Source organism: Streptomyces sp. NPDC039465 (assembly GCF_055639315.1).
Genome location: NZ_JBVKAP010000004.1, coordinates 250,531 through 275,521, shown reverse-complemented (window position 1 = coordinate 275,521; position 24,991 = coordinate 250,531). Strand labels below are relative to the sequence as shown.

The following is a 24,991-nucleotide window of genomic DNA, read 5'->3' as shown; positions in this document are numbered from 1 at the left end:
CCGGCCGGTTCCTACCGGCCCGGGTCCGGGATGTCGGCGTAACGCTGCACCCACGCGTGCATGGCGATCGCTGCCGCGGCGCCCGCGTTGATCGACCGGGTGGAGCCGAACTGCGCGATCGAGCACACCATCGACGCGTGCTTACGGGCCTCCTCCGTGAGGCCCGGCCCCTCCTGGCCGAACAGCAGCACACAGCGGCGCGGCAGCTCGGTCCGCTCCAGCGGCACCGCGCCGGGCAGGTTGTCGATGCCGATGATCGGCAGGCCCTCGGCCGCCGCCCAGGCCGTCAGGGACTCGGTGTCGGGGTGGTGGCGGACGTGCTGATAGCGGTCGGTGACCATGGCCCCGCGGCGGTTCCAGCGCCGCCGGCCGACGATGTGGATCTCCTTCGCCAGGAAGGCGTTGGCGGTGCGCACGACCGACCCGATGTTGAAGTCGTGGCCCCAGTTCTCCACCGCCACATGGAAGTCATGGCGCCGGGTGTCGAGGTCGGCGACGATCGCCTCCCGCGTCCAGTACCGGTAGCGGTCGACCACATTGCGCCGGTCGCCTCCGGCGAGCAGCTCGGGGTCGTACCGCTCACCGCTCGGCCAGGGTTCGGGATGCGGGCCGACACCGATCTCGATGCCGTATCCCTCGTCGTACTGGACCGGGTCCTGGCCGATGGACGGGTCCGTGGGGGTCTCGCTGCTCACCTGACGAGGGTAGGGCTACCGCCGTCACCGTGTGCGGGGGCCTGCTCGTCCCACGGCGCGGGCCGCTGCTCCGGCAGCCGCCCGCCGCGCACGCGCGCGATCAGCCGCTCCCTGCCCCGGCCGGCCCGGGCGCCCAGCCAGACCAGGAACGCGGTCGGCAGGAACACGGCGTCGGCGGAGATCATCGCGAGCGAGAAGAAGGGCAGTCCGAGCAGGAGGGCGATGCCCGCGTGCTCCAGGATCATCGCGACCAGCAGGGCGTTCTTCACCCGCCGGTTGAAGAGGGTGAAGGGGAAGGCGACCTGCACGAGCACCGTGCCGTACGTCAGCAGCATCACGATCAGGCCGCTGGAGGCGAGCACGTCGGACAGGGCAGGCCAGGGGGTGAAGTAGTCGAGCTTGAGCGGGTAGTACAGCGCGGTGCCGTCCTGCCAGCGCGTGCCCTGGATCTTGTACCAGCCGGCCGTCGCGTAGATCAGGCAGACCTCGGCCATGATCACGGCGAGGGTGGCGTTGTGGAGCAGGTTGGCGAGGACGTCGAGCAGCACCCGCGGCTCACTGGGCGCGAAGCGGCACACCACCCACCACAGCCCCTGGGCCACCCACAGGCCCCACAGCAGCGCCAGCAGCCATATCTCGCCGGTCCGGTCGATATGGAGCGTGGCGGGCACCAGGAAGCCGCCGAGGACCACCCACAGCAGCGGGCCGACCCGGTCCGGCTGGCCGCCGCCCCGGGCGGCGCGGCGGGCGTCCAGCGACCAGACCTGCGAGCAGCGGGTCAGCAGCAGGTAGAGGGCGACCAGGTGCACGACGTTGTCGCCGCCGTCGCCCATGAAGATGGACCGATTCTGCAGGGACAGGACACCGGCCATGAAGACGGCGGACATGGCCCTGGTGCGCCAGCCGAGCATCAGCAGCAGGCTGGAGAGCAGGGCGGCGGCGTAGACGATCTCGAACCAGACGGCGCTGTCCGACCACATCAGGACGGTGAACGAGTCGTTGGTGCCGATGAGCTCGCGGGCCATGTCCCAGCCCCAGGGGCTGTCGGGGCCGTAGAGCTCGCTGCGGTGGGGCAGCTCGCGCAGCAGGAAGATCAGCCAGGTCGCGGAGAAGCCGATCCGGACGACGGCGCTCTGGTACGGGCCGAGCGCGGCGGCCGTGACGCGCTGGATGGCGCCTGCGAGCCGCCGGTCGCTGGTCTGCCTCCGGGCGGGCCGGGGGTGGGTGCTCACTGGCCTGCCTCCTTGCCGTCGCGTACGCCTGCGGGCAGATCCGCGGCGGTCACCGTCCACCAGGGCACGACCCGCAGGAAGGGCCGGGTGTCGATCTTCTCCTGGCTCCACGGGGGTGCGCTGACCGCGCTGGTCGAGGAGCGAAGCTGGATCCGCTCGACCCGGCCGCCCAGGGCGTGCGCGTCCAGGCGCTGCATCACGATACGGCGCAGGTAGCGCTCCGAGAGCTGCCCGCGCAGTCCGTTGGGTTCGTTCTTGTCGTTGTGGCTGTTGACGTAGAAGTCCCAGCCGCGGCGGAGCTCGTTCTGCTCGGTGTGGCTGGGCAGCAGGCTGCCACGGATCGCCGCGCCGTCCTCGGCGGACAGATCGATCCAGTCGGTGGTCCTGCGCGTGCCGCCGGGGCCGGTGACCTCGGCGCGGACCTGGACCGAGATGTTCTGCTGGAGGGGGTTGGGGGCGAACAGCTTCCAGTTCTGCTCGAACTCGGGGTAGACCCAGCCGTCGATCGCCTCGCCGTTCTGCTTGGTCAGCGTGTTCGAGGGCGCGACGTGCAGAAACACCATCGAGACATGAACGCACGCCAGGACCGCGACGACGGCCAGAGCGACGGCCGCGGCGACCTGATACGGGAGGGACAGCGCGGCTATCCCGGCGGGTGGGCCGTCGGCCGTTTCCGGCGAGCCGGCACCGTCACCGCGCTCACCGCGCCCGCCCTCGTCGTCGTACGCGTCCATCCCGCCCCGATCCCCATCGGCCCACAGCAGTTATCCACAGGGTTGACACCTTACGGGCCGCCGACCCACCATTGAAGTCATTCAACCGAACGATCGGTCGGTAGGGGATGCGATGAGGCGGTGGCGGCGGTGACAGCAGTGACGACGGACACGCAGGAAGCAGCCGAGGCACAGGCGGCACACGAAGCGGCGTTCGACGCCGCCGTGGCGGCCGAGGAGCGCATCGAGCCACGCGACTGGATGCCGGATGCCTACCGCGCCTCCCTGGTGCGCCAGATCGCCCAGCACGCCCACTCCGAGATCATCGGCATGCAGCCCGAGGCCAACTGGATCACCCGCGCGCCCAGCCTGCGCCGCAAGGCGATCCTCATGGCCAAGGTCCAGGACGAGGCCGGACACGGCCTGTATCTGTACAGCGCGGCCGAAACGCTCGGCACCAGCCGCGACGAACTCCTCGACAAGCTTCACGCCGGACGCCAGAAGTACTCCTCGATCTTCAACTACCCCACGCTGACCTGGGCCGACGTCGGCGCCATCGGCTGGCTCGTGGACGGCGCCGCGATCACCAACCAGGTCCCGCTGTGCCGCTGCTCCTACGGCCCGTACGCCCGCGCGATGGTCCGCGTCTGCAAGGAGGAGTCCTTCCACCAGCGGCAGGGCTACGAATCGCTGCTCGCCCTGTCCAAGGGGACACCGGAGCAGCACGCGATGGCCCAGGACGCGGTCGACCGCTGGTGGTGGCCCTCGCTGATGATGTTCGGCCCGCCGGACGACGAATCCGCGCACTCGGCCCAGTCGATGGCCTGGAAGATCAAGCGCCACTCCAACGACGAACTGCGCCAGCGCTTCGTGGACATCTGCGTCCCGCAGGCCGAGGCACTGGGACTCACCCTCCCCGACCCCGACCTGCGGTGGAACGAGGAGCGGGGGCACTACGACTTCGGCCCGATCGACTGGACCGAATTCTGGGAGGTCCTCAAGGGCAACGGGCCCTGCAACGAGCAGCGGCTCAGCAGGCGCCGCCAGGCACACGAAGAAGGCGCCTGGGTCAGAGAAGCCGCGGCGGCGTACGCCGCGAAGCACGGGGAGGCACGGGCATGACGACCGACAGTTGGCCGCTGTGGGAGGTCTTCGTACGCTCCCGCCGGGGCCTGTCCCACACCCACGCGGGCAGCCTGCACGCGCCGGACGCGGAGATGGCCCTGCGCAACGCCCGCGACCTCTACACCCGGCGCAACGAAGGCGTCTCCATCTGGGTGGTGCCCTCCACGGCGATCACCGCCTCCTCCCCCGACGAGAAGGACCCCTTCTTCGAACCGTCGGCGGACAAGCCCTACCGCCACCCGACGTTCTACGAAATCCCGGAGGGGGTGAAGCACCTGTGACCACCACCCCCACCACCCACGCGGCGGCCCTCGCCCTCGGCGACGACGCCCTCGTGCTCTCCCACCGCCTCGGCGAGTGGGCGGGCAACGCCCCCGTACTGGAAGAAGAGGTCGCCCTCGCCAACATCGCCCTCGACCTGCTCGGCCAGGCCCGGGTGCTGCTCTCCCTCGTCGGGGACGAGGACGAGCTCGCCTACCTCCGCGAGGAGCGGTCCTTCCGCAACCTCCAGCTGGTCGAACAGCCCAACGGCGACTTCGCCCACACCATCGCCCGCCAGCTCTACTTCTCCACCTACCAGCGCCTGCTGTACGGAGCGCTCGCCACCGGCGACACCCCGCTGACCGGCCTCGCCGCGAAAGCGGTCAAGGAAGTCGCCTACCACCAGGACCACGCCGAACACTGGGCACTCCGCCTCGGCGACGGCACCCCCGAAAGCCACCAGCGGATGCAGCAGGCCTGCGACGCCCTGTGGCGCTACACCGGCGAGATGTTCCAGCCCCTCGACGGCCTCGACCTCGACTGGCCCCAGCTGGAGGCGGCCTGGCTCGCCTCCGTCACCGATGTGCTGGAGCGGGCCACGCTGACCGTGCCCGAAGGGCCCCGGACGGGCGCCTGGGCGGCCGGCGCGGGACGCCAGGGCCTGCACACCGAACCGTTCGGACGGATGCTCGCCGAAATGCAGCATCTGCACCGCAGCCACCCGGGGGCGACATGGTGACCATGACGCCGCTCGAGGAGGAACTGAGCCGGCTCGCCGGCTCCGTCCCCGACCCCGAGCTGCCCGTCCTCACGCTGGAAGAGCTCGGAGTCCTCCGGGGCGTGCAGGTCCTCGGCCCCGGCAAGGTCGAGGTCGCCCTCACTCCCACCTACACCGGCTGCCCCGCCATCGAGGCGATGTCCTCCGACATCGAACAGGTCCTGCACGAACACGGCATCCCCGAGGTGTCCGTGGTCACCGTCCTGTCCCCCGCCTGGTCCACCGACGACATCAGCGACGAAGGCCGCCGCAAGCTCTCCGAGTTCGGCATCGCCCCGCCACGCCACCAGAGCGCCGGCGGCCCCGTGGCACTCACCCTCGCCATCCGCTGCCCCCACTGCGGCTCCACCGACACCGAGCTGCTCAGCAGGTTCTCCTCCACGGCCTGCAAAGCACTGCGCCGCTGCGCCTCGTGCCTCGAACCGTTCGACCACTTCAAGGAGTTGTAGATGTTCCATTCGCTCCGCGTGAGTGAGGTCGAGCGGCTCACCGACGACTCGGTCGCCGTGACCTTCGAGGTGCCGCCCGAGCTGCGCGAGACCTTCCGCCACATCCCCGGTCAGCACCTCGCCCTGCGCCGCGTCGTCGACGGCGAGGAGATCCGGCGCACGTACTCGATCTGCACCCCCGCCGCCCCGGCGGGCGAGGATCCGGCGCTGCGCGTCGGCATCCGGCTCGTGGACGGCGGCGAGTTCTCGACGTTCGCGCTCAAGGAGCTCGCCGTCGGGCACACGGTCGAGGTCATGGAGCCGATGGGACGCTTCGTCCTGGAGCCGCGGACCGGGCACTTCGCGGCGATCGTCGGCGGCAGCGGGATCACTCCCGTCCTGTCGATCGCGGCGACCCTGCTGGCCCGCGAACCGGAGGCCCGGTTCTGTCTCATCCGCAGCGACCGCACCGCGGCGTCCACGATGTTCCTGGACGAGGTCGCCGACCTCAAGGACCGCTTCCCCGACCGGTTCCAGCTGGTCACGGTCCTCTCCCGGGAGGAACAGCAGACCGGTCTGCCCTCCGGCCGACTCGACCAGGAACGGCTGGCCGCGCTGCTCCCCGCACTGCTGCCGGTCGCCGAGATCGACGGCTGGTTCCTCTGCGGACCCTTCGGACTGGTGCAGGGCGCCGAACACGCGCTGCGCGGGCTCGGCGTGGCGCGCGGCCGGATCCACCAGGAGATCTTCCACGTGGACGACGGCTCGGCGCCCACCGCGGTCGCGACCATGGCACCCGAGCACGCCACGGTCACCGCGACCCTGCACGGCCGGTCGGGCACCTGGCCCGTGCCCGAAGGCGACTCGCTCCTGGAGGCGGTGCTGCGGGCCCGCTCGGACGCTCCGTACGCCTGCAAGGGCGGCGTCTGCGGGACCTGCCGGGCGTTCCTCGTGCGCGGCGAGGTCCGGATGGACCGCAACTTCGCCCTGGAGGACGAGGAGACCGACGCCGGATACGTCCTGGCCTGCCAGTCCCATCCGGTCACCGCGGAGGTGGAGCTGGACTTCGACCGCTGACGCCCCACCCATTCCCTTCCCCTAGAACCTGTTCTATCTTGACGGTCCGTCAGGCACCGGTGGTTCGTGGGAGGACAGGGCTGTGGACTTCACCTTCACCGAGGAGCAGCAGGCGGCCGTCGAGGCGGCGAAGGCGGTCTTCTCGGGCGTCGCGCCCGACTCCGTACCGAGCCCCGCGCTCACCCCGGGCGCGGTCGCCGAGGAGCACGACCGGCCGCTGTGGACCCGGCTCGCCGCAGCCGACCTGCTCGGCCTGGTCATCAGCCCCGCCCACGGCGGCGCCGGACTCGACCCCATCGCGCTCTGTCTCGTCCTGCGCGAATCCGCCAAAACCCTGGCCCGCGTACCGCTCCTGGAGCACAGCGCCGTCGCCATGACCGTCGAGCGCCACGGCAGCGCCACGCTCAAGGACACCGTCCTCGGCCCCGCCGCCCGCGGCGACCTCGTCCTCACCGCCGCCGCGAACGGCCGCACCGGCCACGACCCCGCCGAGCTCGCCGTCACCGCCCGCCAGGACGGCCACGACTGGGTCCTCGACGGCGTCCAGACCGGCATCCCCTGGGCCCACAGCGCCGACCTCCTCGCCGTGCCCGCCCACACCGCCGACGGCCGCACCGTCCTCGCCCTCGTCCCCCGCGCCGCGCCCGGGCTCACCCTCGCCGACCAGTTCTCCACCAGCGGCGAACTGCTCGCCGAGGCCCGCCTCGACTCGGTCCGCCTCCACGGCCACGACGTGATCGACACGGCAGGCGCCTGGGAGTGGCTCCGCGGACTGCTCGCCACCGGCACCTGCGCGCTGGCGCTCGGCCTCGGCGAAGCGGTCCTCGCCATGACAAGCCGGTACACCGGCACCCGCGAACAGTTCGGCCACCCCATCGCGACCTTCCAGGCCGTCGCCGTCCAGGCCGCGGACCGCTACATCGACCTACGCGCCATGGAAGCCACCCTCTGGCAGGCCGCCTGGCGCATCAGCACGAATGCCCCCGGCGCCCTGCCCGCAGCCGGCGACATCGCCGTGGCCAAGATCTGGGCATCCGAAGGCGTTCGCCGTGTCGTCCAGACCGCGCAGCATCTGCACGGCGGCTTCGGCGCGGACACCGACTACGTCCTGCACCGCTACCACGCCTGGGCCAAGCAGCTGGAACTCTCCCTCGGCCCGGCGGCCGCCCACGAGGAGGCCTTGGGCGACCTGCTGGCCGCCCACCCCCTCGGCTGAGCCAGGACGCAGGCCTGGCTGCCGTCCAACAGGACGCAGGCCTGTCCGCCGTCTACAGGACGTAGGCCTTGCTGCCGCCCTCGGCGACCATCGGGCGCCCGGCGCCCTCCCAGGCCAGCATGCCGCCGTCGATGTTCACGGCGTCGATGCCCTGCTGCACCAGATACTGCGTGACCTGCGCCGAACGGCCGCCCACCCGGCACATCACATGCGCCCGGCGCCCGTCCGCGACGGCCTCGGTCACCTCACCGAAGCGCGCCACGAAGTCGCTCATCGGCACATGCAGCGCGCCCTCGACATGACCGGCCGCCCACTCGTCGTCCTCCCGGACGTCCAGCACCAGACCGTCGGCCGGCACCGACGCGGCGTCCACGGAGGGCAGGGACGCGAAATTCATGGGATCAGGCCTTCTTCCGTCGTTACGAACCCAGAAAAACTACTGCACCAGCCCCGCCAGCTCGGCCTCCCGCTCGGAGACCTGGGCGAGAAGCTGCTCGGCGATCTCGTCGAGCAGCCGGTCCGGGTCGTCCGGCGCCATCCGCAGCATCGCGCCGATGGCGCTCTCCTCCAGCTCACGGGCGACCACCGACAGCAGCTCCTTGCGCTGCGCCAGCCACTCCAGCCGGGCGTACAGCTCCTCGCTCTCGCTGAGCCGCGCCGCCGGCACCGGCCCGGCCGCCCACTCCTCGGTCAGCTCCCGCAGCAGCTCGGCGTCGCCGCGCCCGTAGGCGGCGTTCACCCGCGTCAGGAACTCCTCGCGCCGGGCCTGCTCCTTCTCGTCCCTGGCCAGGTCCGGATGCGCCTTGCGGACCAGGTCGCGGTAGAGCTTGCGCGCCTCCTCGCCGGGCCGTACCCGCTTCGGCGGCCGGACCGGCTGGTCCGTAAGCATCGCCGCAGCCTCAGGCGACAGCCCGTCGGAGTCCATCCACTCGTGGAACAGCTCGTCCACGCCGGGCATCGGCATCACCATCGCCCGCGCCTCCTGCGCCTTGCGCAGGTCGTCCGGGTCGCCGGTGCGGGCCGCCCGGGCCTCCGCGATCAGCGCGTCCAGCTCGTCGAGGCGGGTGTACATCGGGCCGAGTTTCTGGTGGTGCAGCCGGGAGAAGTTCTCCACCTCGACCCGGAAGGTCTCCACCGCGATCTCGAACTCGATCAGGGCCTGCTCGGCCACGCGCACAGCCTTCTCCAGGCGGGCCTCGGGCCGCTCATCCGCCTGGCCGCTGTCGATCACGGGTTCGTTCACGTCATCGCTCCGGGTCGTCACCGAACCAGCGTACGGGCCTGCCCGGGGGACCGGGGCCCGCCCCCGCCCCCCTCCCTCCCCCTCCCCCCGTTTTCGTCCCCCTCTCCCCCTGCCCCTCAGCCCCTCAGCCCCGCCCCCCGTGTTCGGCGTCAGACGCCCAGTTCCGCAGCGATGCGTCCCGTCCTGACCGCTGTGACGAGGTGCGCGTGGTCGGACTCGGTGCGGTCGGCGTAGGCGACGGCGAAGGTGGCTATCGCCTCGTCGAGCTCGTCGTTCTTGCCGCAGTAGCCGGCGATGAGGCGCGGGTCGGCGCTGTGGGCGTGTGCGCGGGCCAGCAGGGCGCCGGTCATGCGGCCGTAGTCGTCGACCTGGTCCGCGGCGAGGGCGGCGGGATCCACGCTGCCCTTGCGGTTGCGGAACTGACGGACCTGGAAGGGTCTGCCCTGCACGGTCGTCCAGCCGAGCAGGATGTCGCTGACGACCTGCATGCGCTTCTGGCCGTGGACCACGCGCCGCCCCTCGTGCCCGGGGTCGGGTATCGGGAATCCGGCGGCCGGGAGGTGGGGCAGCAGGGCGGTGGGGCGGGCCTCTTTCACCTGGAGGACCAGCGGTTCTCCGCGGTGGTCGAGGAGAAGCACCACGTATGACCTGGTGCCCACGCTTCCGGTGCCGACGACACGGAAGGCGACGTCGTGGATCGCGTAGCGGGCGAGCAGGGGCAGCCGGTCTTCCGGCAGGGTCGTCAGGTATTCGCCGAGGGACGCGGCGACCGCGGCGGCTTCGGCGTCCGGTACGCCTCGCAGTACGGGCGGGGCGTCGACGAAGCGCCGGCCGGTGGCGCCGTCGGGGCCGGTGACGGCTTCGGTGGATCTGGCGGCGAACCGGGCGCTGGTGTTCTGCCGGGCCTTCTGCGAGACCCGCTCGAGGGTGCCGAGCAGGTCGCGGGCGTCGGTGTGGGAGACGAGTTCCTCGTCGGCGATGGCGTTCCAGGCGTCGAGTACGGGCAGCCTGGCGAGCAGCCGCATCGTGCGCCGGTAGGCGCCTGCCACGTCGAAGGCGGCGGCCCGGCAGGTGTCCTCGTCGGCGCCCGCCTCCCGGCCGGCCAGGACGAGGGAGGTGGCGAGCCGCTTGAGGTCCCATTCCCAGGGTCCGAAGACGGTTTCGTCGAAGTCGTTGAGGTCGATGACGAGCCGGCCGCGCGCGTCTCCGTAGAGGCCGAAGTTGGCCGCGTGGGCGTCGCCGCATATCTGGGCGCCTATGCCGGTGACGGGGGACCCGGTGAGGTCGTGGGCCATGAGTCCGGCGGAGCCGCGCAGGAATGCGAAGGGGGTGGCGGCCATCCGGCCGACCCTGATCGGGGCGAGTTCGGGGACGCGGTCCCGGCTGGATTCCTCGACGGCCCGGACGGCGTCCGGTCGGCCGGCGGGCAGGACGAGCTCGGCGTGTGAGGTGCGGGCGATCTGGTCCCGGAGGGCCTTGCCGCGTTGCTTGGGGGAGTTGGACGTTCCTGGCGCGGTGCGCCGGGCGAATCCGGCCACTGTCGGGGTGCGCTCGGTGCCTGCCCGCTGTGCCGGTACCGCTGCCAGTGCCTCGCCCATGGGACCCCCCGTGACCTCGATCAACATCAACTGCCCTGACGGTACAGCCGGGGGACCGAGCCCGTCTGCCCCTGTGGACAACGGGAAGATCCGGGCGGAAAATCCGCTCGCGCCTTGTGGAAAACTCGGCCACTTTCCCGGTTGACCGGGGTCTGCACGTGGTGGTGGGCGGGCTAGCAGCGTCCGTTTTCGCCGAGGTAGGCCTGCCCAGGCGGCCAGTTCCTTGGGTGCGGGTTCCATCGCGGCGCCGGCCTCGGTCAGCCGGTACGAGACCCGCAGTGGCGGGCCCTCGTCGACCTCGCGCAGCACGAGCCCGGGCGCACCGGGTTCGGTCAGCCGGTCGGAGAGCATGCGCTCGCTGATGCCGGAGATGGCCGACTTGATCCCGCTCGCGGACGCCTCCCGTGCCAAGGCGCTCACCGAGGCCTCCGACAAGGGCAAGGCCCTGGCCGCCCGCCTCGCCGCCTGAGACCGGACAGCCGGACGACCGGACGACCGGACAGGCGTTCGCCGGCCCCGCCCCGCCCCCACCCGAACCCCGACACCCGCACCCCGGGCCGCACGCCGCCCCGCACGGGCCCCGGTACGTTCGCCCTACAGGCCTCCGTCCCGTACCACCCCGGCGTCCCGCGCCAGCAGAGCGGCCTGGACCCGGTTCTCGCAGCCCAGTTTCGCGAGGATCCGGCTCACATACGTCTTCACCGTCGCCTCGCTCATGTGAAGCCGCTTCCCGGCGTCCGCGTTCGACAGCCCTTCACCCAGCACGGCCAGCACGTCCCGTTCGCGCTCGCTGAGTCCCGCCACCCGGGACCGGGCCTCCTCGCTGCGGGCCGCGGCCCGGCCGGAGGCCAGCTGCTCGACCACGTGGCGGGTCGCGGCGGGCGAGAGATACGCGTCGCCCGCGGCCGTGGCCCGGACCGCGCCGATCAGCTCGGCCGGCGCCGTGTCCTTCAGCAGGAACCCGGCTCCGCCGTGCTCCAGCGCCCGCAGCACGTTCTCCCGCTCACCGAAGGTGGTCAGCACGATCACCCGGGCGTCCGGGACCGCCCTGCGCAGCTCCGGCAGGGCAGACAGCCCGTCGAGGACCGGCATCTGGATGTCGAGCAGCACCACGTCCGCCGCGTGCGCGCGGGCCTGGTCGACGGCCTCCCGGCCGTTCGCGGCCTCCGCGACCACCTCGATCTGCGGATCCGAGGTGAGGATCATCCGGATCCCGGCCCTGATCAGGGGCTCGTCGTCGGCGATCACGACTCTGATGCGCGGCCCTGCCACACCTACCCCCAACACCTACCGGTAACGGCGGGCCCGGGGCAGCGGCGGCCCCCCGGCCGCCGCTGCTCCCGACCTCAACGCCTGACGTCGTACGACTTCTTCTCGATCAGCTTGCCGTCCTTGAAGCAGAACCGGAAAACCGGCTCCGTCTCCAAGGTGTCCGTGGTGGCCGAGGACATCAGCACCAGGCACTGCGACCCCTCAGGCTCCTCGGGCCCCTTGCCGCTCAGCCCGGTCGTCCAGACGGTGTCCCCGCTGGGCAGCCGGTCGCGTGCCTCACTCTCGGCCATGCCGACCGATATCGCCTCGTACTCCGCAGGATCGATCATGCCCTTGTTCATCGACCCCATCAGGAAGTAGAGGCCGAACCCGCCGGCCACCATCAGCAGCACCAGCGCGGCGACCGCGATCCCGCATCCGATCGCCACGCCCTCGCCCCTGGTCCTGCCCCCGCGAATCGCCATCGCCAACTCCCGCTCCGTGATCGTCCAGTCCAAGCCAGGACCGCCCGCGCCCGGGCTCCAGTCCATGACGGGACCGCCCGTGCCGGGGCCGCCGCCCTTGGCCCGACCACGGTCGCGGAGGGGGCGGGTCCGTGACTGCTGCCGGAAGTCGTCGGCCGCATCGACCAAAGGCGCGGCCTCGGCCCGGGACGCGGCCTCCACGACCCCGTACGGCAGGACACCGGCGACCCGGAAGCCGCCGCCCGGCACCGGCCCGGCGTGGACCATGCCGCCGACGAGCCGGGCCCGTTCGTGCAGCCCGGTCAGGCCCTGGCCGCCGCTGACGACGTCTCCAGGGCTTGCCGAGGGGGCCGCGTTGACGACCTCGACGACGAAGGAGTCCGGTTCGTACCGCAGCTCGACGCTGATCCGCGCCCCGGGAGCGTGCTTGTAGGCGTTGGTCAGCGCCTCCTGGGCGATCCTGTACGCGGCGTGGTCGGCGGCGGCCGCGAGCGGCCGTGGTTCACCGCTGCGCCGCAGCTCCACCCCGTGCCCGGCAACCCTGGCCGCGTGGGCGAGGCCGTCTATGCCGGCGATGCCGCGGGCGGCTCTGGCGGCCTCGTCGGCGGCGCCGGCGCCGGCCGGGTCGGGTGCCTCGACGCCGTCCCGGAGGATGCCGACGACCTCGCGCAGTTCGTGCATGGCGGTCACCGAGGCGTTGCGGAGCACCCCGACCGCGGTGCGCTGGCGCTCGGTCAGTTCGGGGTCCACCTCCAGGGCGCCGGTGTGCACGGAGATGAGGGCAAGTTGGTGGCCGAGGCTGTCGTGCATGTCCTGGGCGATCCGCTGCCGTTCACGCAGCCGGACCTGCCCCTCCACCATCGCGCGTTCGCGCAGCAGTTGGGCGTTGCGTTCCTGGAGGGTGTGCAGGAGGGTGCGGCGCTGGGTCCAGTAGCGGCTCGCCAGGCCGGGGACGACGGTCGTCGCCAGGAAGTACAGGGCGTTGAGGAAGGCGAGGGTCAGGGCTTGGTTGCGGTCCCAGGAGTGGACGAGGCTCACGCTGAGGAAGAGGGCGAACGAGGCGGTGAACGCGCCGAGCGCCCGTCCGGCGCCCGCGATGAACCGCCCGGACGACCAGCCGACGACGATCAGCAGCATCAAGAAGCCGCCCAGGGGCGGCGTGAGCGCCCCGGTGATCACCAGTACGGTCGCGGGTAGTCTGCGCCGCAGCAGCGAGAGCACGGCGGCGGCCAGCGCGACGCCTGCCGGGCGCCATCCCTCGCCGCCGCTGATGTCCTCGATGCCGGCTGCGAGCAGCCCGACGAGGACGGCGAGTACCGCCTCCCCCGCGGTCTGCCGCCGCGACCACAGCTCGGGCGTCGCGAGCCACTGCCATCCGGCCCTGATCTTCGATGACACGTCCACGCCCGCACCCTAGGCAGCCCGTCGCCCCGGCCGCGGTCCTCTTTCGTCTCGTCCGGGTGCGACGAAGGTCGCGACCTCGAAGCCACACCGGCACTTCGGCCCGACACAACGCGGAAGCCCCGTAGGTCGATGACCTACGGGGCTTCCGTCTGGTGCGCGAGGGGGGAGTTGAACCCCCACGCCCTTTCGGGCACTGGAACCTGAATCCAGCGCGTCTGCCTATTCCGCCACCCGCGCATTGGGTGTGTCGTGTGGTTTCCGCATCTTTTCGCTGCGTTCGCCTGGCGACATCAGAAGATTAGCACGCTGCCGAGGGTGGATTCACATCCGTTGTTTCGGGGCCCCTCCCGGGGTGCAGCAGAACAGAGGAGAGTCAGAGGTACGGGGAGGAGAGGGGAGGAACGGAGGAGAGCCGACGCCCCCGCTCCTCCAGACCTGACCCCGGGTGCGGGACACTGTGAGGAGGCCGCCTCTACGATCCGTGTGAGAGGTGACACTCGTCCACAGGGCAGAGAAGGGGAACCAGCCGATTTCCCGACGCGTGGATACGATCAGTAAGCAGTACCAGGACGGCAACGACGGAGGAGGTGCCCCATGGGAGTCATGAAGCGTTTCGAGCAGCGTCTCGAAGGTCTGGTCAACGGCACCTTCGCCAAGGTCTTCAAGTCCGAGGTCCAGCCGGTCGAGATCGCGGGCGCCCTCCAGCGTGAGTGCGACAACAACGCGACGATCTGGAACCGTGAGCGGACCGTTGTCCCCAACGACTTCATCGTGGAGCTGAGCGCTCCGGACTACGAGCGCCTCAGCCCGTACTCGGGCCAGCTCGGCGACGAGCTGTCGGGCCTGGTCCGCGACTACGCGAAGCAGCAGCGCTACACCTTCATGGGCCCGATCAAGGTCCATCTGGAGAAGGCCGACGATCTCGACACCGGTCTGTACCGGGTGCGCAGCCGTACGCTCGCGTCGAGTACGTCACAGCCGCAGGCTCCCGACCGCGCTCCGGCCGGTCCCGCGGCGCCGCACGGCCCGCAGCCGGGCCGTCCCGGTGGCTATGGCTACCCGCCTGCCGCTGCTCCGCCGATGCCTTCCGCGCCGCCGCCCGGCGCGCACCGTCCCGGCCAGGCGCCCGGCGCCGGCCGTCCCGGTGCGGTGCCCGGCGGGCAGGTGCGTCGCTGGATCGAGATCAATGGCACACGCCACCAGATCTCCCGCCCGACGCTGGTGCTGGGTCGCAGCACCGACGCCGATGTGCGGATCGACGACCCCGGCGTCTCGCGCCGGCACTGTGAGATCCGGACCGGAACGCCCTCGACGATCCAGGATCTCGGGTCCACCAACGGCATCGTGGTGGACGGGCAGCACACCACCCGCGCTACGCTCCGCGACGGCTCGCGGATCGTCGTGGGCAGCACCACCATCGTTTACCGGCAAGCCGAAGGGTGAAGCGGGGGCAATGTCAGAGCTGACCCTGACGGTCATGCGGTTGGGTTTCCTGGCCGTTCTGTGGCTGTTCGTGATTGTGGCCGTACAGGTCATTCGCAGCGACCTGTTCGGCACACGTGTCACGCAGCGCGGTTCGCGCCGCCAGGACACGCGGCCGCAGCAGAACGCGCGCCAGGCGGCGCCCGCCGCGCCTCCGCAGCAGCGGGGGCAGCAGGGCGGTGGGCGGCAGCGCCGGGGTGCGCCGACCAAGCTGGTCGTGTCGGAGGGGACCCTCACGGGTACGACGGTGGCGCTGCAGGGGCAGACCATCACCCTGGGCCGGGCGCACGACTCCACGATCGTGCTGGACGACGACTACGCCTCCAGCCGGCATGCCAGGATCTACCCGGACCGTGACGGCCAGTGGATCGTCGAGGATCTCGGGTCCACCAACGGCACGTATCTCGACCGGACCCGGCTCACCACCCCGACCCCGATTCCGCTGGGCGCGCCGATCCGCATCGGCAAGACCGTCATCGAGCTGCGGAAGTAGTACGACAATGAGCGAGCGGAGCGAGCGAGCCGCGGCGGTCCCCACAGCGGACCGACCGGCCCTGGCGGCGGGCCTGCGGGCGCCGGCGACGGGCCTGAGCGGGCTCCCGACCGGAGGGTGGGCAGTGTGGCTCGAGACCGGTTGTACCCGGACCCGACTGGTGAGGTGCGCATGAGTCTGTCCCTGCGCTTCGCCGCCGGTTCGCACAAGGGCATGATCCGTGAGGGCAATGAGGACTCCGGGTACGCGGGTCCGCGCCTGCTTGCCATCGCCGACGGCATGGGCGGCCAGGCCGCCGGTGAGGTCGCCTCGTCCGAGGTGATCTCGACGCTGGTCACGCTGGACGACGACGTGCCCGGCTCGGACATCCTCACGTCGCTGGGTACGGCGGTGCAGCGCGCCAACGACCAGCTGCGGATGATGGTCGAGGAGGACCGTCAGCTGGAGGGCATGGGCACGACGCTCACGGCGCTCCTGTGGACGGGGCAGCGGCTCGGTCTGGTGCATGTCGGTGACTCGCGGGCGTATCTGCTGCGGGACGGTGTCCTGACGCAGATCACGCAGGACCACACGTGGGTGCAGCGGCTGGTCGACGAGGGCCGGATCACCGAGGAGGAGGCCACCACGCATCCGCAGCGGTCGCTGCTGATGCGCGCGCTGGGCAGTGGTGATCATGTCGAGCCGGATCTGTCGATCCGTGAGGTCCGTGCCGGCGACCGGTACTTGATCTGTTCCGACGGTCTGTCGGGGGTGGTGTCCCATCAGACGATGGAGGACACCCTGGCCAGCTACCAGGGCCCGCAGGAGACCGTCCAGGATCTGATCCAGCTGGCGTTGCGCGGTGGCGGCCCGGACAACATCACGGTGATCGTCGCCGATGTGCTGGATGTCGACGGCGGTGACACTCTCGCCGGGCAGCTGAGCGACACTCCGGTCATCGTGGGCGCGGTCGCCGAGAACCAGGCGCAGCTGAACGACGGCGGGGCGATGCAGACTCCGGCGGGCCGGGCGTCCGGTCTGGGTCGGCAGGCGCCGCAGCCGCCGGCGGGCGGGTTCGGTCCGCCCGGCAGCGGGGACGACGTCGGCTATGGCGGGATGCCGCCGCAGGGCGCGTTCGGCGCGTACGCGGATGACGACTTCGTGAAGCCGCGTACCGGCCGTAAGTGGCTGAAGCGGTCCTTCTACACGGTGCTGGCGCTGGCTGTGGTCGGTGGTGGTCTGTACGGCGGCTACCGCTGGACGCAGACGCAGTACTACGTCGGCGCGAATGACGATCATGTCGCGCTGTACCGGGGCATCAGCCAGGATCTGGCGTGGGTCTCGCTCTCGAAGGTCGAGAAGGATCATCCCGAGATCGAACTCAAGTACCTGCCGCCCTACCAGAAGAAGCAGGTCGAGGACACGATCACGGGCGGCAGCCTCGGCAGGGCGCAGGCCAAGATCGATGAGCTGGCCACGCAGGCGACGGCCTGCAAGAAGGACGAGCAGCGCCGGGCGGCCGCCGACAAGGCGACCCCGCCGCCGCCGACGGACGGCGATGCCGCCCCGGCGAACGGAACGAAGCCGACCGACCCCAAGCCCACCGCAGCCACTCCCTCTCCGGGCCCCACCCTCTCGGAGGAGGAGCAGAAGCTGGCCTCGAACTGCGGCAAGCAGTAAGGACCCGTAGGGGGGCCTTTCACCACCATGAGCGTTGTCACCAATACGACCACCATCGGCGCGATCGAGCTGCCGAGCCGCCGCAACACGGAGTTGCTGCTGCTCGGGTTCGCGGTCGTCATCCCGGTGTTCGCGTACCTGAACGTGGGCCTGGCCATCGACGGCAAGGTCCCGCCGGGCATGCTCGGTTACGGGCTGGGTCTGGGTCTGCTGGCGGGCGTGGCGCATCTGGTGGTGCGCAAGTTCGCGAAGTACGCGGATCCGCTGCTGCTGCCGCTGGCGACGCTGCTCAACGGCTTGGGGCTGGTGTTGATCTGGCGGCTGGACCAGTCGCCGCGCATCATCGCGCGGTACAAGACGTTCAGTCCGGACGCGCCGAACCAGCTGATGTATTCGGCGATCGGTGTGGCGCTGTTCCTGCTGGTGCTGATGTTCCTGAAGGACCATCGTGTGCTGCAGCGCTTCACGTACATCTCCATGATGGTGTCGATCGTCCTGCTGCTGCTGCCGCTGGTGCCGGGTCTGGGTGCGGATGTGTTCGGCGCCAAGATCTGGATCCGGATCGGCCCGTTCTCGATCCAGCCGGGAGAGTTCGCGAAGATCGTGATCGCGGTCTTCTTCTCCGGCTATCTGATGGTGAAACGTGACGCCCTCGCGCTGGCCAGCCGCCGTTTCATGGGGCTTTATCTGCCGCGTGGCCGTGACCTGGGCCCGATCCTCACGATCTGGGCGGTCAGCCTGCTCATTCTGGTCTTCGAGAACGACCTCGGTACGTCGCTGCTGTTCTTCGGCATGTTCGTGATCATGCTGTACGTGGCGACGGAGCGGACCAGCTGGATCGTCATGGGTCTGCTGATGGCGGTGGGCGGCGCGGTCGTCGTCGGCTCGTTCGCCACCCACGTCCAGTCCCGTGTCGCCGCGTGGCTCGACCCCTTCGAGTGCCTGAAGACGGCCCCCGAGGGATCCAACATGGCCGCCGCGTGTGACCAGATGACGCAGGTGCTGATGTCGTTCGGCTCCGGCGGTGTCCTCGGCACCGGCCTGGGCCAGGGCAATTCCGACCTGATCGGCTTCGCCGCCAACTCCGACTTCATCTTCGCCACGGTCGGCGAGGAGCTCGGTCTGACCGGTGTGATGGCGTTCCTGCTGCTGTACGGCCTGATCATCGAGCGCGGTATCCGTACGTCCCTGGCGGCCCGCGACCCGTTCGGCAAGCTGCTCGCGATGGGTCTGTCCGGCGCCTTCGCGCTGCAGATCTTCGTCGTCGCCGGCGGTGTGATGGGTCTCATCCCGCTGACCGGTATGACGATGCCGTTCCTGGCGTACGGCGGTTCCTCCGTGATCGCGAACTGGGCGCTGATCGCCATCCTGATCCGTATCAGTGACACCGCCCGCCGCCCCGCGCCGGCGCCCGCCCCGTCCCCCGACGCCGAGATGACCCAGGTGGTCCGACCGTGAACAAGCCCCTGCGCCGGGTCGCGATCTTCTGCGGCCTGCTGGTCCTCGCGCTGCTGCTGCGGGACAACTGGCTCCAGTACGTCCGGGCCGACGAGCTCAACTCGCACCAGAAGAACCGCCGGGTCACGATCGAGCGGTACGCCAACGAGCGCGGCAACATCATCGTCGACGGCAAGCCGATCACCGGCTCCGTCGACTCCAAGGACCCGTACTACCGCTTCAAGCGCACCTACACCGACGGTCCGATGTGGGCGCCGGTGACGGGTTACGCCTCGCAGGCCTACGACGCCAGCCAGATCGAGAAGATCGAGGACGGCATCCTCACCGGCAACGACGACCGGCTCTTCTTCGACCGCACGCTGGCGATGTTCACCGGGGAGAAGAAGACCGGCGGCAATGTCGTCACCACCCTGAACGGCGCCGCCCAGAAGGCCGCCTTCAAGGGCCTCGGCGACAAGAAGGGCGCGGTCGCCGCGATCGACCCGAAGACGGGCCGGATCCTCGCGCTGGCGTCCACGCCGTCGTACGACCCGTCCTCCTTCGCCGGCTACTCCGCCAAGGACGAGAAGGCCTGGGTGGCGCTGGAGAAGGACCCGGACAAGCCGAAGCTGAACCGCGCGCTGCGCGAGATCTACCCGCCCGGCTCCGTCTTCAAGGTGGTGACGGCGGCCGCGGCGCTGGAGCACGGCAAGGTCACCGACATCAACGCGTCGACCGACACCCCCGAGCCGTACAACATCCCGCTGTCGCGGGTGCCGATGAAGAACCACGCCCAGGGCTGCAAGAACGCCAGCCTGAACGACGCGCTGAAGGTCTCCTGCAACTCCGTCTTCGCCAAGCTCGGTGACGAGGTCGGCCGCGAGAAGATGGTGGAGACGGCCGAGAAGTTCGGTTTCAACGCCGAGCAGTTCGTGCCGATCCGCGCGGTGGCCTCCGTCTACGACAAGAAGATGGACCGCGGTGGCAACGCGCAGTCCGCGATCGGCCAGTTCAACACCGCGACGACGCCGCTGCAGATGGCGATGGTGGCCGCGGCGGTCGCGAACGACGGCAAGCTGATGAAGCCGTACATGATCGACAAGCTGGAGGCTCCCAACCTCGACGTGCTCAAGACGACCGAGCCCGAGGAGATGAGCCGCCCGATGTCGCAGAAGAACGCGCAGCTGGTGCAGCAGATGATGGAGAACGTCGTCAGCGACGGCACCGGCGGCAAGGCCGATGTCAACCGCCCCGGCGTCAAGGTCGGCGGCAAGACCGGTACGGCGCAGCACGGTGTCGGCAACAAGAAGCGCCCGTACGCGTGGTTCATCTCATACGCCAAGACGGACAGCGGCTCGCCGGTCGCCGTCGCCGTGATCGTCGAGGACTCGCAGGGCACCGCCCGTGACGACATCAGCGGTGGTGGGCTGGCCGCGCCGATCGCCAAGGACGTGATGGAGGCGGTTCTCGACGGCAAGGAGTGACGGCGGGCCGTTACGGGCGCGGTCGTGTACCGGTGTGGTATCAGGTGCCGGTCGCGGACGAAGCGGCTGCCTGTGGCCGGTAGCGTATGCGCGAACAGCACACCGCCGGATCACACACACGGGTGCGGTCGGGACAGACGGAGAGGGCTGGATTAGCTATGGAAGAGCCGCGTCGCCTCGGCGGCCGGTACGAGCTGGGCTCGGTGCTCGGCCGCGGTGGCATGGCCGAGGTGTACCTCGCCCACGACACCCGGCTCGGCCGCACCGTCGCCGTGAAGACGCTGCGGGCCGACCTCGCCCGTGACCCGTCCTTCCAGGCCCGGTTCCGCCGAGAGGCCCAGTCGGCCGCCTCGCTCAACCACCCGGCGATCGTCGCCGTCTACGACACCGGCGAGGACTACGTCGACAACATCTCCATCCCGTACATCGTGATGGAGTACGTCGACGGCTCGACGCTGCGGGAGCTGCTGCACTCCGGGCGCAAGCTGCTGCCGGAGCGCACGCTGGAGATGACGGTCGGCATCCTGCAGGCGCTGGAGTACTCGCACCGCGCCGGCATCGTGCACCGTGACATCAAGCCGGCGAACGTGATGCTGACGCGTACGGGCCAGGTCAAGGTCATGGACTTCGGTATCGCCCGTGCGATGGGCGACTCCGGCATGACCATGACGCAGACGGCGGCTGTCATCGGCACGGCGCAGTACCTCTCCCCTGAGCAGGCCAAGGGCGAGCAGGTCGACGCCCGCTCCGACCTGTACTCCACCGGCTGTCTGCTGTACGAGTTGCTGACGGTCCGCCCGCCGTTCGTGGGTGACTCCCCGGTCGCGGTGGCGTACCAGCACGTACGGGAGGAGCCGCAGCCGCCCAGCAACTTCGACCCCGAGATCACGCCCGAGATGGACGCGATCGTGCTGAAGGCGCTGGTCAAGGACCCCGACTACCGCTACCAGTCCGCCGACGAGATGCGGGCCGACATCGAGGCGTGCCTCGACGGTCAGCCGGTCGCGGCGACGGCGGCGATGGGCACGGTCGGCTACGGCGGCTACCCGCCGGAGGACCAGCCCACCACGGCGCTGCGGCAGGCCGACCCGGCCGGGCAGACGTCGATGATGCCGCCGATGAACCCGGACGACGGCTACGGCTATGACGACCGCCCGGCCCGGCGGCGCCAGAAGAAGTCGAGCATGTCGACGATCCTGCTGGTGCTCGCGGGCATCCTGGTGCTCGTCGGTGCGGTCCTGATCGGCCGCTCGCTGTTCGACGGCAAGGACGGCGCGGATCAGGTGGCCGTGCCGCAGCTGGTCGGCAAGACGCTGAAGCAGGCCGAGGAGCTTGTCGGCAATGCCGGGGTGAAGGTCGCCCAGTCCGGGTCGGAGCGCTGTGACCAGCCCAAGGGCAGCATCTGCAAGCAGACCCCGGCGGCGGACAACGGCGCGAAGATGGCCACCGGCGAGACGATCCAGGTGATCGTCTCGGAGGGTGCGCCGACGATCGAGGTCCCGGACGTCACGGAGAAGTCCGAGGAGAACGCCAAGCAGCTGCTGGAGGCGAAGGGCTTCAAGGTCGAGGTCAAGCAGGAGGAGTCGGACGAGGAGCAGGGCACGGTCCTGCGCCAGGAGCCCACGGGCGGCTCCCAGGCCGAGAAGAATTCCCCGGTGACGATCACGGTCGCCAAGAAGGCCCTGAAGACGGTCCCGCCGGTCGTGGGCTCGAACTTCGACTCGGCCAAGCAACAGCTGGAGACGTTGAAGTTCCAGGTCGCGAGGGTCGACGTGGACTCGGACAAGCCGAAGGGCGAGGTCCTGGAGCAAGACCCGGCCGGTGACTCCAAGGCCGCCGAGGGCACGCAGGTGACGCTGAAGGTCTCCAAGGGCCCGACGCAGCAGCAGGTGCAGATCCCGGCGGACATCGCCGGGAAGAAGTACCGGGACGTGAAGAAGGCCCTGGAGGACATGGGTCTCGTGGTCACCCTGGCCCCGGGCTCGGTGGACAAGCCCGGTGCGACGGTCGTGACCAGCAACCCGGCCCCTGGTTCGACGGTCAACACCGGCGACTCGGTGGCCCTGCTCACCGCGGAGAGCGGGGACGGGGACGGGGACGGCGGCACGATCTTCGGCCAGGGCCTCGGACGCGGCGGGGATTAGCCCCCGGATCCCCCGGATACGAAAGAAAGGGCCCCGGCATCCGTTCGACGGATGCCGGGGCCCTTTCTTCGTGTGCTTATGGCCCGGTCAGAGCTTGAGCTCGGCGGGCGGGGTGCGGTCGCGGTCGACCGTTTCCGTGCGTTCCAGCTCGCCCCAGACGATGTAGCGGTAGTCCGAGGTGTAGATCGGCGTGCACGTCGTCAGGGTGATGTAGCGGCCCGGCTTGGTCTTCCCCGATTCCTTCGGTATCGGGTCGAGGACCTTCACGTTGTACTTCGAGGTCTCCGGCAGCGTCTTGTAGACCTTGTAGACGTACCAGACGTCCTTCGTCTCGAAGACGATCGAGTCGCCGTTCTTCAGCTTGTGGATGTTGTGGAACTTCGCGCCGTGCCCGTCGCGGTGCGCCGCCAGCGTGAAGTTGCCCCGCTTCGCCGACGGGAGGGCGGAGGCCACCGGGTCCGTGTAGTAGCCGGCGACACCGTTGTTCAGGGTCTTGGGGTCGGTGCCCCGCTTGACCAGGACCTCGCCGTCGCCCATGGCCGGTACGTGCAGGAAGCCGATGCCGTCCTTGGTGTCGAGGGCGCCCGGGCCGCCGGCCCAGCGGTCGCGGACCTGGCTGATCTCCTTGTCGGCCGCTCTGTCGGCGAGGACGTTGGTCCACCACAGCGAGTAGACGACGAAGAGGCCGAGCACCACACCCGCGGTGATCAACAGTTCGCCGAAGACGCTGATGATGCCGGCGATCCGGTCGCGCGCACGTGCCACTGCTTCTGTCCCGTCGTTTCAGGCCCAGGGGTTCTGCCCAGGGGTTCTGGGGTGTCAGCCTACGAGCGCGTCCGGTTTCCCCTTGCTGCGCGGCCGTTCCTCGACCATCTTGCCCCACACGATCATTCGGTACGTACTGGTGAACTCGGGGGTGCAGGTGGTGAGGGTGATGTACCGGCCGGGCTTGGTGAATCCTGAGCCCGGTGGGACCGGGCCGATCACCGCGACGTTCGACGGTGAGGTCTGCGGGAGGATGCTCGCCATCGCGTAGGTGTAGTACGCGTCCTGGGTCTCGACCACGATCGGGTCGCCCGGAGAGAGCTGGTTGATGTAGCGGAAGGGCTCGCCGTGGGTGTTGCGGTGGCCCGCCACCGCGAAGTTGCCCTGTTTGTCGGAGGGCATGGCGGTCTTGAGGGCGCCCTCCGCGTAGTGGCCGACCATGCCGCGGTCCAGGACCTGGGACTTGCTGATGCCTTCGGCGATCGGCACGACGACGTCCAGCTTGGGGATGTGCATGAGGGCGAAGCCCTGGCCCGGCTCGAACGCGCCCGGCTTGCGGCCCTTGGCCCAGTCGTCGGTGATGCGGTTCTTCGCCTTGTCGACCTCGAGACCGGCCTGCACATTGGTCCACCACAGCTGGTACGTGACGAACAGCAGCATCACCACGCCGAAGGTGATGAACAGCTCCCCGACGAACCGGCTGGCGATCACGCCGAGGCTTTCCTTGGCCGCCCGGGCCGCCCGACGGGCCTCCACCCGGGTCAGCGGTCTTCCCGGCGCCGGATCGGGCGGTGGCGGGGCGGCGGCGCCCCTGCGGCCGCGCGCCTTGGCGGCCCTGCGCCGCTCGGCCCGCCCCGGCCCGCGATCCGGCACAGGCGTGGCCACGGGCGCCGGATCAGGCTCGGGATTGGGCTCAGGCTCGGCGGCTGGTTCCGTGCTCGTACAGGGGTCCGGTTCGGGGGTGTACATCCCCTGGCCGTAGGGGTCCTGCCCGTACTGATCCGGTATCGGGTCGTAGGCCTGGGGCGCGGGCGCGTACGGCTGCGGGGCCGGCTGTTCGTACAGCTGCGGCACGGGCTGTACGGGCTCGTACTGCTCCTGCCCGTACGGCTCCTGACCGTAGGGTTCCTGCCCGTACGGTCCGGGGTCCGGCGGCTGGGGCTCCCGCGGCGGATTCGTCGCCCGGAACCATGGCGACCCCGTCGTCACGCGACGGCCTTGCCCACCACCGGCGCGAGCCCGGCCGACCGCTCGACCGCCCCCCGGTCGCCGCACTGCTCCAGCCAGTTGGCGAGCATCAGATGGCCGTGTTCGGTGAGCACGGACTCGGGGTGGAACTGCACGCCCTCGACGGCCAGTTCACGGTGGCGCAGCCCCATGATGATGCCGTCCTCGGTGCGGGCCGTGACCTCAAGCTCGGCCGGCAGGTCGGCCGGCTCGGCCGCCAGGGAGTGGTAGCGGGTCGCGGTGAACGGCGAGGGGAGCCCGGCGAAGACGCCCTTGCCCTCGTGGGTGACCGGGGAGGTCTTGCCGTGCAGCAGCTCGGGGGCGCGGTCGACGACGCCGCCGTACGCCACCGCCATGGACTGCATGCCCAGGCAGACGCCGAAGACCGGCACACCGGTGGAGGCGCAGTGCCGGACCATGTCGATGCAGACTCCGGCCTGTTCGGGCGCGCCGGGGCCGGGTGAGAGGAGGACCCCGTCGAAGCCGTCCTGGGCGTGTTCGAGGGCCACCTCGTCGTTGCGCAGCACCTCGCACTCGGCGCCGAGCTGGTAGAGGTACTGAACGAGGTTGAAGACGAAGCTGTCGTAGTTGTCGACGACGAGAATCCGCGCGCTCACTGGCCGTCCACCGTCACATCGTTGAACGGAAGCAGGGGCTCCGCCCAGGGGAACACATACTGGAACAGCACGTAGACAACCGCGAGGGCGAGCACGAGTGAGATGAGTGCCTTCACCCACGCGTTGCCCGGCAGATGCCGCCAGATCCAGCCGTACATGACGTCCGCTGGTCCTTCC

The 24,991-nt window shown here is 70.3% G+C and carries 24 protein-coding genes, 1 tRNA gene and 1 pseudogene; 12 read left to right on the top strand and 14 right to left on the bottom strand.

What is annotated here, in order from left to right; all coding sequences use genetic code 11:
- Window positions 1-11 precede the first annotated feature (11 nt).
- Genes ACZ7LT_RS15730 through ACZ7LT_RS15720 form a run of 3 tightly spaced genes read right to left on the bottom strand, consistent with a single transcriptional unit; the run spans window position 12 to window position 2,661 of the window.
- Window positions 12-695 (bottom strand): TrmH family RNA methyltransferase, encoded by a 684-nt coding sequence (locus ACZ7LT_RS15730; protein WP_471236594.1) that lies wholly within the window; start codon window positions 693-695, stop codon window positions 12-14.
- Window positions 692-1,927, bottom strand: coding sequence for an HTTM domain-containing protein (locus ACZ7LT_RS15725; RefSeq protein WP_471236593.1), 1,236 nt, complete (start codon window positions 1,925-1,927; stop codon window positions 692-694). The genes ACZ7LT_RS15730 and ACZ7LT_RS15725 overlap by 4 nt, the downstream gene beginning before the upstream one ends.
- Window positions 1,924-2,661: a DUF5819 family protein gene (locus ACZ7LT_RS15720; RefSeq protein WP_471236592.1), complete on the bottom strand. Its 738-nt coding sequence runs from the start codon at window positions 2,659-2,661 to the stop codon at window positions 1,924-1,926. The genes ACZ7LT_RS15725 and ACZ7LT_RS15720 overlap by 4 nt, the downstream gene beginning before the upstream one ends.
- 120 nt (window positions 2,662-2,781) lie before the next feature.
- Between ACZ7LT_RS15720 and paaA the strand changes: the two genes are divergently transcribed.
- The 6 genes from paaA to ACZ7LT_RS15690 all read left to right on the top strand — a co-directional run bounded on the left by paaA (window position 2,782) and on the right by ACZ7LT_RS15690 (window position 7,525).
- On the top strand, window positions 2,782-3,762 hold the full coding sequence (gene paaA / locus ACZ7LT_RS15715; RefSeq protein WP_471236591.1) for a 1,2-phenylacetyl-CoA epoxidase subunit PaaA: 981 nt from the start codon (window positions 2,782-2,784) through the stop codon (window positions 3,760-3,762).
- Window positions 3,759-4,046, top strand: coding sequence for a 1,2-phenylacetyl-CoA epoxidase subunit PaaB (gene paaB, locus ACZ7LT_RS15710; RefSeq protein ID WP_471236590.1), 288 nt, complete (start codon window positions 3,759-3,761; stop codon window positions 4,044-4,046). The genes paaA and paaB overlap by 4 nt, the downstream gene beginning before the upstream one ends.
- On the top strand, window positions 4,043-4,765 hold the full coding sequence (gene paaC, locus ACZ7LT_RS15705; protein ID WP_471236589.1) for a 1,2-phenylacetyl-CoA epoxidase subunit PaaC: 723 nt from the start codon (window positions 4,043-4,045) through the stop codon (window positions 4,763-4,765). The genes paaB and paaC overlap by 4 nt, the downstream gene beginning before the upstream one ends.
- Window positions 4,759-5,253 carry a 1,2-phenylacetyl-CoA epoxidase subunit PaaD gene (paaD, locus tag ACZ7LT_RS15700; RefSeq protein ID WP_471236588.1) on the top strand — a complete coding sequence of 165 codons (495 nt, stop codon included), beginning with the start codon at window positions 4,759-4,761 and terminating at the stop codon, window positions 5,251-5,253. The genes paaC and paaD overlap by 7 nt, the downstream gene beginning before the upstream one ends.
- Window positions 5,254-6,309, top strand: coding sequence for a 1,2-phenylacetyl-CoA epoxidase subunit PaaE (paaE, locus tag ACZ7LT_RS15695; RefSeq protein ID WP_471236587.1), 1,056 nt, complete (start codon window positions 5,254-5,256; stop codon window positions 6,307-6,309). It abuts the gene before it with no gap.
- Window positions 6,310-6,391: 82 nt separating this feature from the next.
- Window positions 6,392-7,525 (top strand): acyl-CoA dehydrogenase family protein, encoded by a 1,134-nt coding sequence (locus tag ACZ7LT_RS15690; RefSeq protein ID WP_471236586.1) that lies wholly within the window; start codon window positions 6,392-6,394, stop codon window positions 7,523-7,525.
- A 52-nt stretch (window positions 7,526-7,577) separates the two neighbouring features.
- On the opposite strand, the gene ACZ7LT_RS15685 is transcribed toward ACZ7LT_RS15690, so the two are convergent.
- The 7 genes and pseudogenes from ACZ7LT_RS15685 to ACZ7LT_RS15655 form a co-directional block, all read right to left on the bottom strand.
- Window positions 7,578-7,922: a rhodanese-like domain-containing protein gene (locus tag ACZ7LT_RS15685; protein ID WP_471236585.1), complete on the bottom strand. Its 345-nt coding sequence runs from the start codon at window positions 7,920-7,922 to the stop codon at window positions 7,578-7,580.
- 39 nt (window positions 7,923-7,961) lie between these two features.
- Window positions 7,962-8,789: a J domain-containing protein gene (locus tag ACZ7LT_RS15680; RefSeq protein WP_471236584.1), complete on the bottom strand. Its 828-nt coding sequence runs from the start codon at window positions 8,787-8,789 to the stop codon at window positions 7,962-7,964.
- 128 nt (window positions 8,790-8,917) lie between these two features.
- Window positions 8,918-10,366, bottom strand: a complete 1,449-nt coding sequence (locus ACZ7LT_RS15675) for a DUF2252 domain-containing protein (protein WP_471236976.1) — start codon at window positions 10,364-10,366, stop codon at window positions 8,918-8,920.
- Window positions 10,367-10,630: 264 nt separating this feature from the next.
- A pseudogene (locus ACZ7LT_RS15670) lies at window positions 10,631-10,717 on the bottom strand (winged helix-turn-helix transcriptional regulator); the annotation flags it as partial.
- Between the two features lie 243 nt (window positions 10,718-10,960).
- Window positions 10,961-11,638, bottom strand: coding sequence for a response regulator (locus tag ACZ7LT_RS15665; protein WP_471236583.1), 678 nt, complete (start codon window positions 11,636-11,638; stop codon window positions 10,961-10,963).
- 74 nt (window positions 11,639-11,712) lie between these two features.
- Complete coding sequence (locus tag ACZ7LT_RS15660) at window positions 11,713-13,506, bottom strand: sensor histidine kinase (RefSeq protein ID WP_471236582.1); 1,794 nt, start codon at window positions 13,504-13,506, stop codon at window positions 11,713-11,715.
- 150 nt (window positions 13,507-13,656) lie between these two features.
- Window positions 13,657-13,743 (bottom strand) — tRNA-Leu (locus ACZ7LT_RS15655).
- Between the two features lie 357 nt (window positions 13,744-14,100).
- Here ACZ7LT_RS15655 and ACZ7LT_RS15650 point away from each other — a divergent pair.
- The 6 genes from ACZ7LT_RS15650 (at window position 14,101) to pknB (ending at window position 22,205) form a co-directional block, all read left to right on the top strand.
- Window positions 14,101-14,949, top strand: coding sequence for an FhaA domain-containing protein (locus tag ACZ7LT_RS15650; protein WP_471236580.1), 849 nt, complete (start codon window positions 14,101-14,103; stop codon window positions 14,947-14,949).
- A gap of 10 nt (window positions 14,950-14,959) precedes the next feature.
- Complete coding sequence (locus ACZ7LT_RS15645; protein WP_471236579.1) at window positions 14,960-15,481, top strand: FHA domain-containing protein FhaB/FipA; 522 nt, start codon at window positions 14,960-14,962, stop codon at window positions 15,479-15,481.
- Window positions 15,482-15,652: 171 nt separating this feature from the next.
- Window positions 15,653-17,140 (top strand): Stp1/IreP family PP2C-type Ser/Thr phosphatase, encoded by a 1,488-nt coding sequence (locus ACZ7LT_RS15640; RefSeq protein WP_471236577.1) that lies wholly within the window; start codon window positions 15,653-15,655, stop codon window positions 17,138-17,140.
- A gap of 27 nt (window positions 17,141-17,167) precedes the next feature.
- A complete protein-coding gene (locus ACZ7LT_RS15635; RefSeq protein WP_471236575.1) occupies window positions 17,168-18,598 on the top strand; it encodes an FtsW/RodA/SpoVE family cell cycle protein in 1,431 nt (476 codons plus the stop codon).
- Window positions 18,595-20,061 (top strand): peptidoglycan D,D-transpeptidase FtsI family protein, encoded by a 1,467-nt coding sequence (locus tag ACZ7LT_RS15630; RefSeq protein WP_471236574.1) that lies wholly within the window; start codon window positions 18,595-18,597, stop codon window positions 20,059-20,061. Before ACZ7LT_RS15635 ends, ACZ7LT_RS15630 begins: the two co-directional genes overlap by 4 nt.
- A 158-nt stretch (window positions 20,062-20,219) precedes the next feature.
- A complete protein-coding gene (gene pknB, locus ACZ7LT_RS15625) occupies window positions 20,220-22,205 on the top strand; it encodes a Stk1 family PASTA domain-containing Ser/Thr kinase (protein ID WP_471236573.1) in 1,986 nt (661 codons plus the stop codon).
- A gap of 87 nt (window positions 22,206-22,292) precedes the next feature.
- On the opposite strand, the gene ACZ7LT_RS15620 is transcribed toward pknB, so the two are convergent.
- Genes ACZ7LT_RS15620 through ACZ7LT_RS15605 form a run of 4 tightly spaced genes read right to left on the bottom strand, consistent with a single transcriptional unit; the run spans window position 22,293 to window position 24,972 of the window.
- Window positions 22,293-22,970 carry a class E sortase gene (locus tag ACZ7LT_RS15620; RefSeq protein WP_471236572.1) on the bottom strand — a complete coding sequence of 226 codons (678 nt, stop codon included), beginning with the start codon at window positions 22,968-22,970 and terminating at the stop codon, window positions 22,293-22,295.
- Window positions 22,971-23,024: 54 nt separating this feature from the next.
- Window positions 23,025-24,179 (bottom strand): class E sortase, encoded by a 1,155-nt coding sequence (locus tag ACZ7LT_RS15615; RefSeq protein WP_471236571.1) that lies wholly within the window; start codon window positions 24,177-24,179, stop codon window positions 23,025-23,027.
- On the bottom strand, window positions 24,176-24,814 hold the full coding sequence (locus ACZ7LT_RS15610) for an aminodeoxychorismate/anthranilate synthase component II (RefSeq protein ID WP_471236570.1): 639 nt from the start codon (window positions 24,812-24,814) through the stop codon (window positions 24,176-24,178). Before ACZ7LT_RS15610 ends, ACZ7LT_RS15615 begins: the two co-directional genes overlap by 4 nt.
- Window positions 24,811-24,972, bottom strand: coding sequence for a hypothetical protein (locus tag ACZ7LT_RS15605; RefSeq protein WP_471236569.1), 162 nt, complete (start codon window positions 24,970-24,972; stop codon window positions 24,811-24,813). Before ACZ7LT_RS15605 ends, ACZ7LT_RS15610 begins: the two co-directional genes overlap by 4 nt.
- Window positions 24,973-24,991: the final 19 nt, after the last annotated feature.